The organism is Phycisphaerae bacterium (assembly GCA_012729815.1).
Classification (GTDB): Bacteria; Planctomycetota; Phycisphaerae; order JAAYCJ01; family JAAYCJ01; genus JAAYCJ01.
The window spans coordinates 1-11070 of the sequence record JAAYCJ010000032.1 but is presented as its reverse complement, the minus strand read 5'-3'; the positions used below and the strand labels follow the sequence as shown (position 1 = coordinate 11070).

Sequence of the window (11070 nt, the reverse complement as noted above, 5' to 3'; positions counted from 1 at the left end):
TCGGATGTTGGCGTTTTTTAGTATTGGGCCGAGCGAGTATGTGGTGATCCTGGTGGCTGCGCTGCTGATTTTTGGTCGGCGGCTGCCGGAGGTGGCGCGGGCGTTCGGTCGGGCGACGGTGGAGTTCAAGCGTGGGATGCGGGAGACGCAGGGGTTGTTTCGGGATGCGATGGAGGAGTCGGATCGTCCGGTTGAGGATCGGAGGGCGGCTGAGGAGGAGGGGCCGGAGGATCGGGATCAGGCTGGGTGAGGCAGGGCTTTGGCGATAAGTTTTACTGCTTCTTCGTGGTTGGCGGCGGTTTGGACGAGGTTGGCGGTATCGGGTCGTTCGGCGGCGGTAATACGAATTACGGGCTGCCAGAAGTGGCCGTAGAGGATGATGGGTCTGACGGGGGCGAGGCGTTTGGCGATCAGTTCCCAGACGAGGGCGAGTTCGACGAGAGTTCCGCTGCCGCCAGGCAGGACGACGTAGGCCTGGCCGATGTCGAGGAGGATTTTGAGTCGGGCCATGAGGTCGTCGGTGGGGATTTCGCGGTCGATGTAGGGGTTTGGTCCGGAGCGGGAGAAGCAGGTGCAGGTGACGCCGATGGTGGATGAGCCGGCGTCTTTGGCCCCTTTGGCGGTGGCCTCCATGGTGCCACCATAGCCGCCGTTGCAGAGGGTGTATCCGGCTTGGCCGAGGGCGCAGCCGAGTTCGTAGGCCTGGGAGTAGCGGGGGTCGGGCGGCTTGGGTTTGGATGAGCCGAAGGTGGTGACGACGGGGCGTTCAGGCGGGTTCATCGGGGGTTTCCTGGGGAATTCCAGCGGCCAGGACGTATCCTCCGGGCAGGGCCCAGAGGAGTTGGACGAGTCGGACGCCCATGGCGAGCATGGCGGCTTGGGTACCGGTGGCCAGTCCGGCTGCGGCGAAGAAGGTGTAGTAGGCTCCTTCGAGGAGTCCGACGCCCCAGAAGGCGCTGACGGGGATGGAGCCGATCAGGAAGGCGAGGGGCACGTAAGTCCAGTAGTACCAGACGGGTGCGTCGATTCGGAGGGCGACGCCGAGGAGCCATGCGGAGGTGGCGGCGACGAGTTGGAGGACGAGGGTCAGGGCGAGTGCGGCGAGGACGGCTCGTGGTTGGCGGCGGTAGTCGAGGAGTGAGCGGTCGATGCGGGCGATGACGGAGCTGAAGGGCAGGCGGCTGGACCATCGGTCGAAGCGGATGAGTCGGCGGAGTCGGGAGGAGAAGAGGACGAGGACGGCGGCGGAGAGGAGGACGAGGAGGAGGCCGACCTGGTAGCTCCATCGGGCCATGAGGGGTTCGCTGTGGAGGATGAGGATGAGGAATCCGGCGAGGAGGATGATGGTGGCCAGGCCGACGAAGCGGTCGACGAAGGCGCTGACGAAGACCTCGGCGGGGTGTTTTTTGATTCGGCTGATCCAGTAGGCTTTGACGACGTCGCCGCCGGTGGTTCCGATGAGGAAGAAGTTCATGAGGGTTCCGGCGTAGGTGAGTTTGAAGACGAGCAGGTAGTCGGCGGCGACGCCGACGACGCGGAGGAGGACCCGCCATCGCCAGGCGAGCAGAGGCGGGATGGGGCCGAAGATGAGGAGGGCGTAGACGGCGGGTCCGATCCGCAGGTTTTGCAGGAGGTTGACGGCGCCCGGGCGCAGGTCGTAGTCGGCGGCGGGTTTTTCGATGGTGAGGGTCTGGCCTTCGGGCGAGCGGACGCGCCAGGCGAGGTCGGTTTGGGCGACGATTTGGAATTCGCGGCCGTCGCGGACAAGGAGGTCACGGTACTGGATGGAGCCGAGGATGATGGCGAGGGCGGCGAGGGCGACGGAGAGGCGTACGGCTTTGAGGATTCGCGACCGCCTCTGCTGTCGCGGGTCGGGATTCGGCGGATCGATCTGGCTCATTGTCGGTTGAGTGCTTCCTCGTGGATGATTCGTCCGGCGACGATGGCGCCGACGGCTTTGCCTTGGAGTGCCCAGCCGTGATAGGGGCAGTTTCGGCTTTTGCTGTAGAAGGATTCGACGTCGACGGTCCAGGTGCGGTGCGGGTCGATGAGGGTGACGTCGGCGTCGGCTCCGAGGGACAGATGGCCCTTGTCGATGCCGAGGACGCGGGCGGGGTTGACGGTCATTTTGGCGATGAGGGCGGGCCAGTCGAGGACGGCGGGTTCGATGAGGGCTTTGATGTAGAGGCCGAGGGCGGTTTCGACGCCGATGAGTCCGAAGGGGGCGTAGAGGAATTCGAGTTCTTTTTCCTCTCGGCTGTGCGGGGCGTGGTCGGAGGCGAGGCAGTCGATGGTTCCGTCGGCGAGGCCCTGTTTGAGGGCTTGGATATCGCGGGCGGTTCGGAGGGGCGGGGCGACCTTGCAGTTGGGATCGAAGTTTTTGCAGGCCTCGTCGGTGAGGACGAGGTGGTGCGGTGCGGCTTCGGCGGTGACGGTGACGGCGTTTCGGCGTTTGGCTTCGCGGACGAGTTCGACGGCTTCGGCGGTGGAGAGGTGGGCGACGTGGAAGCGGCATCCGGCGGCTTCGGCGAGTTTCAGGTCGCGGTAGACCATGATTTGTTCGGCGATTCCGGGGCGGCCGGGCATGCCGAGTACGGTGGCGACGTATCCGCTGTTGATGCATCCGCCGGCGAGGGCGGGGTCTTCGCAGTGTTCGATGAGGACCTTGTCGAACATGGTGACGTACTGCATGGCGCGGAAGGCGACGCCGGTGTCGGCGATTCCGTTGCCGTCGTCGCTGAAGGCGACGGCCCCGGCTCGGACCATGCTGCCCATTTCGGCGAGTTCCTTGCCTTCGAGGCCCTTGGTGATGGCGCCGATGGGGAAGACGTTGGCGTAACCGAACTGGGAGTTCTGTCGGAGGACGAAGTCGATGGAGGCTTCGCTGTCGAGGGGCGGGTGGGTGTTGGCCATGCAGGCGACGCTGGTGAATCCGCCGGCGGCGGCGGCGCGGGTGCCGCTGGCGATGGTTTCCTCTTCCTCGTGTCCGGGTTCGCGGAGGTGGACGTGCATGTCGATGAGGCCGGGGGTGACGAGCAGGCCGTTGGCGTCGATGACGGTGTCGGCGCGGGGGCGATCGGGCCCGAGGTAGGCGACTTTGCGGTTTTCGAGGAGGAGGTTGGTCTGTTTGTCGAGCTGGTTGGCCGGGTCGATCACCCGGCCGCCGGCGATGAGGGTTCGGCCGTCAGGCATGTATCTAGCTCCGCTTATAAAGACAGGGGCGCCACTGGTTTCATGGATCGTGCAGATCATTGTACCGGGCGGCGGTGTGAAAGCAAGCGGCGCGGGCGGGGAAATCGGCGGTGCCCCCTTGACGAATTGGCGAAGCGGGATTCAATATCGGGAGAGGAACTCGCGCGGCGGTCCGGCGGTCCGGACGGGTGCGACGAGGGAGGCCAGGATGGGACACGACCTGAACCATGATGCGCAGTACCGGTTGTTGCAGCGGCGGCTGGACCGGCACGTGTCGGGCGCGCCGGATTCGCCGGCGTTGATGAAGATACTTCGGTTGCTGTATTCGCCGGAGGAGGCGGATTTGGCGCGACGGATTCCGATTCGTCCGACGCCGCTGGGGGCGCTGTCGCGGCGGTTGGGGATTGAGGCGTCTGGGCTTGAGGCGACGTTGAGCGGGATGGCGGAGCGGGGGCTGGTGATCGACCTGGAGCACGCGGGTCGGCGGTATTTTTCGCTTCCGCCGTTGATTATCGGTTTTTTCGAGTTCACGTTCATGCGGGTTCGGGAGGACGCGCCGATGGGGGAGTTGGCGCGGCTGTTCGAGGCGTACATGCGGGAGGACGACCGGTTTGCCCGGGCGGCGTTTGCGGGGCGGACGCAGTCGTGTCGGTCGCTGGTGCGTGAGGAGGCGATCGCGGAGGATCACACGGAGGTGCTGGACTGGGAGCGGGCGACGCGGATCATTGAGACGGCGGGTCGGCTTGGGGTTTCGCTGTGCTCGTGCCGGCACAAGGCGAGCCATCTGGGGCGGGCGTGCGGGGCGCCGATGCGGACGTGTCTGACGCTGAACTTCGCGGCGGATTCGATGATCCGCAGCGGGATGGCCGAGCCGATCGGGGTGGAAGAGGCGCTGGATATTCTGGCGGCGTGCAAGGGGGCGGGTTTGGCTCAGACGGCGGACAACGTGCAGCGGAGCGTGACGTACATCTGCAACTGCTGCGGGTGTTGCTGCGAGTTGATTCAGGCGATGAAGCGTTACGACCTTCGCTACGCAGTGGTGAGTTCGAACTGGATTGCGGTGTTGGACGGGGAGGGCTGTGCGGGCTGCGGGCGGTGCGTGAAGGGTTGTCCGGTTGGGGCGATTGAGATGGTTGAGTGTGAAGGGGGTCGGCGGGCGGCGGTGCGGGAGGCGTTGTGCCTCGGCTGCGGGGTGTGTCAGGGCGTGTGCGGGCGTGGCGCGATCCGGATGGAGCGGCGGGCCCAGCGGGTGTATACGCCGGAGACGATTTTCGATCAGATGGCGGCGATGGCGATCGAGCGGGGGAAGCTGGCGGAGATGGTGTTTGACGATCCGGAGAAGCTGACGCACCGGGTGCTGGGTCGCGTGCTGGGTCTGTTGGAGCGGTCGCCGGCGGCGCGGGCGGCGTTGGCGGTGGCGCCGTTGCGGTCGGTGTTTTTCGAGGCGGTGGTTCGCGGGGCGCGTCGGAGCACGAACGGCCTTTCGGGGATGATTTCGTAACGGCCGGCGGGTTTTTGGCTGGCCGTTCGGGGGTTTTGGTGTATAGTGTCAGGCGGACGGCATGGTTTGTGAAGGGGTAGCATATGGGCGTGACGGATGGCGGCGCGTACGTGGTGTTGACGGTGACGGCGGCGGGTCTGGTGTGCGCGGGGCTTTGGATGGTTTCACGGAGGCTTCCGCGCGGGACGGTGTTGGGGGTCTGCGGGCTGTTGCTGGCGGGCGGGCTGATGGGTTGGACGGGCGAGTCGCGGGAATGGGCGGCGGTGGCGCTGCCGATGGTGGTGATCGGGGGTTTTGGCGGTGTGTTGGGAGTAATCGATCTGGTATGGCGAAGGGGGAAGAGGGTCGGCGGCGGTTGATTTGTCGGGCGGGGTTTTCGATAATGCTTCGGCGGCGGCCAGGCGGTGAGCGGCTGCTGAAGGAGCATGATGATGGCATTTATCGATCGACTGCAGCCGGCGCCGGTGGGCGGCGGGTTTTCGATGGATGACTATTGGGTCTGGTGCGGGTCGGTGATCCGCGGGGAGGACGGGCGGTACCACATGTTCGCGTCTCGGTGGCCGCGAACGTTTCCGTTTTTCGAGGGGTACGTGATTGGTTCGGAGGTGGTGCGGGCGGTTTCGGATCGGCCGGAGGGGCCGTATAGGTTTGCGGAGGTGGTTCTGGGCGATCGCGGGGAGGGGTTCTGGGACGGTCGGATGACGCACAATCCGACGGTTCACAAGGCGGGCGATACGTACCTGTTGTACTATATCGGGGCGACGTTTGCGGGTCCGCGACCGACGGCTGAGCAGTTGGTCGCGGGCGATACGAGCGTGACCGGTCCGTGCTATAGCACGATTCGGATCGGGTTGGCGACGGCGGGATCGGTGTTTGGTCCGTGGCGGCGTCAGGATCGGCCGGTGCTGGAACCGCGGCCGGGGAAGTGGGACGAGAGGATTGTGACGAACCCGGCCCCGTGCGTGTTGGAGGACGGGCGGGTGCTGCTGCTTTACCGCTCGAACGTGCCGGGCGGTTTGCGTTTGGGGGCGGCGATGGCGGAGGGGTATGACGGGCCGTTTCGGCGACTGAGCGACGAGCCGGTGCTGGTGTTTGAGGGCGGCAATTTTGTTGAGGACCCGTACGTGTGGCGGCGCGGCGGGCGGTTCGAGCTTCTGGCGAAGGACATGACGGGCGGGCTGACGGGCGAGAAGCACGCGGGGATTCACGGCTGGTCGCGTGACGGGGTGGACTGGCGGCTTAGCGAACCGCCGAAGGCGTATTCGCGGCGGGTGCGGTGGTCGGACGGGCGGGTGACGGAGCAGGGGTGTCTGGAGCGTCCGCAGTTGCTGATCGAGGGCGGGCGGCCGACGCACCTGTTCGCGGCGACGGGCGACGGTCCGGGCGGATTTCGTCTGTGCAGCCGGACGTGGAACGTGGCGATTCCGGTGGGCGAGGCGGAGTAGGCGTGACTCGCGGGCGCGGCGCATCGGGATGGGGCGCAGCGGATTGGTGCGGACAGGCGGTTTTGGGGCTTTTTGGTTGCACGGATGGGCGATTTGGCCGACAATAGGGGAAAGGGCGGTTGCCGGGGGGACTCGGGTTCGTCGGCAAGTGTCCAGAGACATGGCAACTGAAACCACCTTGCGCGAAAGGGGGCCTTTATGGCTCAGGCGAAAGAAGGAGACACGGTCAAGGTCCACTACACCGGGAAGTTGAAGGACGGCACGGTGTTCGATCAGTCGGCGGGCAAGGAGCCGCTGGAGTTTACGATCGGGGAAGGGCGGGTGATTCCGGGTTTCGAGGAGGCGGTCAAGGGGATGGAGCCGGGCCAGAGCAAGACGGTGGAGGTGTCGTCGGAGGAGGCGTACGGTCCTCGGCGGGACGAGATGATTCTGCAGGTGGATCGGAGCCGGCTTCCGGAGGACCTGGATCCGGAGGTGGGCCAGCAGCTCCAGAGCCATCAGGAGAACGGTCAGACGGTGATCCTGACGGTGACGGACGTTTCGGAACAGGAAGTGACTCTGGACGCCAACCATCCGTTGGCGGGCCAGGATTTGCAGTTCGAGATCGAGCTGGTTGAGATCGGTTAGCCGGCTCGCTGAGTCGAGGCTCAGGAGGTCTGAAAGGGGCTTTACTTTTCGTCTTCGGATCGGTAGAGGTGGAGGCGAAGAGAAAGTGGCGGTGCGCCAGCGGTGAGCGGTCGCATGAAGGTGCTGCGATGGAAGCCCTTTGCCCCGATAGCTTGAGTCGAAGGCTGGATGGGCTGAATGGAGCTTTCTTTGACGGCTGTGAGGTTGGCACGCCGGCGCGTCGTCGGGTGGCGGAGCGGGTACTGGGTAAACTCTGAGGTTGATGAAAGGGTCGTCGTGAGAAAGATTCTTGCTGTTGTCACAGTTGTGGTGATCGGTTTGTGGGTTGTTGGATGCGGTAGGAGCATGTCGATGGACGGATCGGACAAGGGGTCGGCGCGGACGCGGTTGATGCGGGAGCTTGGGGCGGGCCGGCCGCAGCACGTGGTGACGTACGGGACGAGCCTGACGGAGGCCGGGGCGTGGGTCGGCCAGCTTCGCGAGGCGCTGGAGCAGCGGTATCCGGGGCTGGTGACGGTGACCAACAGCGGGAGCAGCGGGATGTGGTCGGGATGGGGGGTGGAGAACCTCGATGCGCGGGTGATCGGGTTGCATCCGGATGCGGTGTTCATCGAGTTCGCCATCAACGACGCGTATGTGCCGTACAAGACGTCGGTGGAGCAGGCGCGGGCGAACCTGGAGCAGATGATCGACCGGATCGGGGCGGCGGACGGGACGACGGAGATCATCCTGATGACGATGAATCCGCCGATCAACGAGCACCTGGAGATCCGGCCGGAGATCGAGCGGTATTACCAGATGTATCGCGAGGTGGCGGCGGAGCGCGGGCTACTGCTGATCGACCATTATCCGAACTGGGTGAAGGTGCTGCGGGAGGACAAGGGGGTATTCGACCAGTACGTGCCGGACGGGATTCATCCGGGGCCGGTTGGCTGCGAGCGGGTGATTACGCCGGGGATATTAGCGGCGATTGAGTGAGACGCGTACAAGCCGCCCTGGAGCGGCGCGCGGGCGGGGATATGAGAAGCGGATGGTCGCAGCGGGTCGGATTGGATGAAAAGGCCCCACGGGCCCAAGGCGATTCGCGCGGCCCGTGAGGCCCTCGAGTACAGCCATTGATTGTGCGGGCGTCTGTTACTGCGGCGGGGTCGGCGCGACTTGGCGTTCGGCCCAGACCTTTGTGACGTAGACGACTCGCTGATCCCAGTTGTAGATGGCTGGGGCGTAGACGGTCAGGTAGGTGGTTCCGGGATTGGCGGAGGTGATCACGCACCAGGTCTGGCCCTTGCCGATGACGATGTCGTTTTCGGGGTCGTCGTCGCCGCGGGTGAGGGTGTGCTGGAAGTGGTTGGTGTGGCTGACCGCCCACGTGCTGGTGACCTTGTTGCCTCGGGTGCAGCGGCAGCCGCTTTCATCGACTTCGAGGATGGCTCCGACGCTGCCTTCGCCGATGATCCACTCGACGCGTCGCGAGGGCAGCGGTTTGCCGTCGGCGTCGCGGACGGTGGCGATCAGCATGTATTGGGCGCCGATGGGGGATGGTCCCTCGGGAGCGATCACCTCGAGTTCGACGGAGGCGGGATCAAAGTCCATGTACGTGCCGCCTTCCATGGGCTTGGCGTGCTCCATCTTGACCAGGCCTCCGGGCATGGTTCCGCACTTGTGGGCGTAGGACGAGCATCCCGGCATCGCCAGGGCGGCGACGGCCAGGCCCACAACCAGCGTCAGAGCATTTCGAGCGATCATAACGGCCCCCTTTCTTCTGGTGGTGCGATCCGAAGACGGACGCGGTTGCCCGCCAGGACCTTTTGAGGAATCGACGCCCGCTCCTGTTGGACCGTGACGGTCCGCGGAGATAGGTGACACGTTCCCCCAGAATGAAGATACCCCACAACGCACCTGTATCCTAACGCGGAACGGCTACGGATTCAACGTTTTTCTCGGATCGGCGGATGGTTACGGTTGGGTCAGGCTGAGGATGCGGCGGAGGTAGGCGGGGGCGTCCTGGTTTCCGAAGGTTCGTTCGCGGCCGGAGGAGAAGTCGACGAGCGGGCTTTTGGCGAATTGGCGGTTGAGGATGCGGTTGACGTCGAGACCGATTCCCTTGCAGCCGATGGTCATCAGGTCGTCGGCGTCCCAGACGTGCTGGAGGCCCAGGAGGTGTCCGGTCTCGTGGGCGGCGATTTTTCCGGCGGCGGCGGCGAGGGTGGGGCGGCCGAAGAGGGCGGCGGTGCGGAGGGCTTCGCTGTTCAGGTCGACCACGGCGAGGTCATCGGCGACTCGGTTGCCCCAGTCGACGTATTCGGAGATGCCGTTGGTCGAGTCGCCCAGGGGCGGATCGGCGTAGCCGATATGGATGAGGCTGTAAGGGTTTTCGGGGGTTGGGTCGGCGTCGGTCAGGACGGTCAGGCTGTAATCGGCGAAGGAGTCGATGAAGGCCTGCAGGGCGTGTTGGCGGACGAGCGGGTCGTCGACGGGTGCGACGCTGGTCGGTCGGACCCATCCGCTGCGAAAGGCGACCTGTTCGGCGCCGGCGAAGTTGAGGACGACGATTTGCGGCGAAGGGGGCGGTTCGGGATCGGCGGCGCGGGAGACTCGCACCATCGGATCGCCCTCGTCGCGGAGGTAGGCGAGATTGAAGCGGACGAAGAGGGCGGTGGTGTCGGCTGGCAGGCGGACGGTCAGTTCGGTCCGTTGGGCCTGATAGTCGCGGGCGTAGGCGCCGGTCAGTGTGTGGGCATCGTCGTAGAGCCACAGGCCGTCGACCGCTTCGCTGAGCAGTTCGATGCGCAGGGCGTCGCCGGCGGCGAGGGGTCCGAGGTCGTAGAGTCGTTCGTTGAGGTACCATCGGGGCAGGACGTCGTCGCCGACGGCGAGGAGGTAGAAGTGGGCCAGATCGGGTTGGGCGGCGTCGGTCAGATCGGCGGCGTCGCCGTTCCACGGGGCCGGCTGGGCCATTCCGAAAGCGGGGTCGAGGCTGACCGGGTCAAGGTCGCTGAGGCAGGTGCCGACCAGGCCGAGTCCGTCGGAGACTCGGCCGAGCAGGTCGCTGAGGTTCAGCAGCACGCCGCCGCAGCCGGCCAGCGGCAGGATCGCCGCCGCCAGAACGAGGGCGGTTGGAGGTTTTGGCGTCATGGTCGGTTTTCCTTTCCGGGTGTCCATGATATACTACGGGCGTCGGTTCGTCATCGCGGTTTTCGGGAGCGGTCGGCATGGCGGAGCGCGCGAGCGACATTCTGGCATTGATTCCGGCGCACAACGAAGCGTCGCGGATTGCGCCGGTGGCGGCTGGGGCGTTGGCGCATCTGCCGGTGTTGGTGGTGGATGACGGTTCGGCGGATGAGACGTCGGAGGCGGCCCGGTCGGCTGGGGCGACGGTGGTTCGTCAGGAGCCGAACCAGGGGAAGGGGGCGGCGCTGCGGACGGGTTTCCGATGGGCGCTGGATAACGGGTATCGGGCGGTCGTGACACTGGATGCGGACGGGCAGCACGATCCGTCGGAGATTCCGAAGTTTGTGCGGGTGTACCGGGATCATGGGGCGGATCTGGTGATCGGCGAGCGGGATTTTTCGCTGATGCCGCCGTTGCGTCGGCTGTCGAACTCGCTAGGGCGGTGGGCGTTTTCGTGGACGGTGGGGCAGGCGGTGGCGGACAATCAGTCGGGCTACCGGCTGGTGAGTCGGGCGATGATGGAGGCGGCGCTGGCCAGCGACGAGCGTGGGTTTGAGTTCGAGGTCGAGATGATCGTGATCGCCGTGCGGCGCGGGCTGCGGCTTGGTTCGGCGCCGATCCGGACGATTTACGGGGACGAGAAGAGCCACATCAACAACTGGCGGCACTTTCGCAAGTTTGTGGGGTTGATGTGGCGTACGCGGCGGGCGATGCGGAGAGCGGATCGGGATTGAGGGCGCGACCAGGGCGGTTTACAATCAGTCGGCGGGATAAGTGTTTGCCCTCAGGGTCGCAGGACAAGGAGATTGCGATGCTGATCGTTCACGTGTTCGTTCACGTTAAGGCGGACCAGGTCGAGGCGTTCAAGGCGGTGTCGATGGAGAACGCGCGGAACAGCGTTCAGGAGCCGGGGATCGCGCGGTTTGACGTGGTCCAGCAGCAGGACGATCCGACGCGGTTCGTGCTGGTGGAGGTGTATCGGACGGCTGAGGATCCGGCGCGGCACAAGGAGACGGCCCACTACGCCAGGTGGCGTGACGCGGTGGCGTCGATGATGGCGGAGCCGCGGACGAGCGTCAAATACCACAACGTTTTTCCCGACGACCGCGGGTGGGGTTGATCCTGGGGCGGCGG

At 65.5% G+C, this 11070-nt stretch carries 13 protein-coding genes; 8 read left to right on the top strand and 5 right to left on the bottom strand.

The annotated features are described in order from the left end of the window. The coding region (locus GXY33_02495) for a twin-arginine translocase TatA/TatE family subunit (protein ID NLX03993.1) at positions 1–250 on the top strand (250 nt) is incomplete at its 5' end. Here GXY33_02495 and GXY33_02490 read toward each other — a convergent pair. The 3 genes from GXY33_02490 to GXY33_02480 are packed head-to-tail and all read right to left on the bottom strand — an operon-like array spanning position 238 to position 3192. After that, positions 238–780, bottom strand: a complete 543-nt coding sequence (locus GXY33_02490; protein NLX03992.1) for an LOG family protein — start codon at positions 778–780, stop codon at positions 238–240. The two genes, GXY33_02495 and GXY33_02490, sit on opposite strands and share 13 nt — an antisense overlap. After that, positions 767–1900, bottom strand: coding sequence for a flippase-like domain-containing protein (locus GXY33_02485; GenBank protein NLX03991.1), 1134 nt, complete (start codon positions 1898–1900; stop codon positions 767–769). Before GXY33_02485 ends, GXY33_02490 begins: the two co-directional genes overlap by 14 nt. After that, entirely contained in the window at positions 1897–3192 is a 1296-nt protein-coding gene (locus GXY33_02480) for a dihydroorotase (protein ID NLX03990.1), read from the bottom strand. Before GXY33_02480 ends, GXY33_02485 begins: the two co-directional genes overlap by 4 nt. Positions 3193–3400: 208 nt before the next feature. Between GXY33_02480 and GXY33_02475 the strand changes: the two genes are divergently transcribed. The 5 genes from GXY33_02475 (at position 3401) to GXY33_02455 (ending at position 7743) form a co-directional block, all read left to right on the top strand. Next, positions 3401–4693, top strand: coding sequence for a 4Fe-4S dicluster domain-containing protein (locus GXY33_02475; protein NLX03989.1), 1293 nt, complete (start codon positions 3401–3403; stop codon positions 4691–4693). A gap of 83 nt (positions 4694–4776) precedes the next feature. Continuing rightward, a complete protein-coding gene (locus tag GXY33_02470; protein ID NLX03988.1) occupies positions 4777–5052 on the top strand; it encodes a hypothetical protein in 276 nt (91 codons plus the stop codon). 69 nt (positions 5053–5121) lie between these two features. After that, the gene (locus tag GXY33_02465; GenBank protein NLX03987.1) at positions 5122–6138 is read left to right on the top strand and encodes a glycosyl hydrolase family 43; all 1017 of its coding nucleotides are present in this window, start codon (positions 5122–5124) and stop codon (positions 6136–6138) included. A gap of 198 nt (positions 6139–6336) precedes the next feature. Continuing rightward, positions 6337–6765, top strand: a complete 429-nt coding sequence (locus GXY33_02460) for a peptidylprolyl isomerase (GenBank protein NLX03986.1) — start codon at positions 6337–6339, stop codon at positions 6763–6765. A 390-nt stretch (positions 6766–7155) separates the two neighbouring features. Continuing rightward, positions 7156–7743, top strand: a complete 588-nt coding sequence (locus tag GXY33_02455; GenBank protein ID NLX03985.1) for an SGNH/GDSL hydrolase family protein — start codon at positions 7156–7158, stop codon at positions 7741–7743. A 156-nt stretch (positions 7744–7899) separates the two neighbouring features. Here GXY33_02455 and GXY33_02450 read toward each other — a convergent pair whose 3' ends face one another. Both GXY33_02450 and GXY33_02445 read right to left on the bottom strand, forming a co-directional pair. Beyond that, positions 7900–8511: a hypothetical protein gene (locus GXY33_02450; protein ID NLX03984.1), complete on the bottom strand. Its 612-nt coding sequence runs from the start codon at positions 8509–8511 to the stop codon at positions 7900–7902. Positions 8512–8721: 210 nt separating this feature from the next. Continuing rightward, a complete protein-coding gene (locus GXY33_02445; protein NLX03983.1) occupies positions 8722–9900 on the bottom strand; it encodes a hypothetical protein in 1179 nt (392 codons plus the stop codon). A 77-nt stretch (positions 9901–9977) separates the two neighbouring features. Between GXY33_02445 and GXY33_02440 the strand changes: the two genes are divergently transcribed. Together GXY33_02440 and GXY33_02435 are read left to right on the top strand one after the other, a co-directional pair. Continuing rightward, positions 9978–10670, top strand: coding sequence for a glycosyltransferase family 2 protein (locus GXY33_02440; protein ID NLX03982.1), 693 nt, complete (start codon positions 9978–9980; stop codon positions 10668–10670). Between the two features lie 77 nt (positions 10671–10747). Continuing rightward, complete coding sequence (locus tag GXY33_02435; protein ID NLX03981.1) at positions 10748–11056, top strand: antibiotic biosynthesis monooxygenase; 309 nt, start codon at positions 10748–10750, stop codon at positions 11054–11056. The last annotated feature ends 14 nt before the right edge of the window (positions 11057–11070 follow it).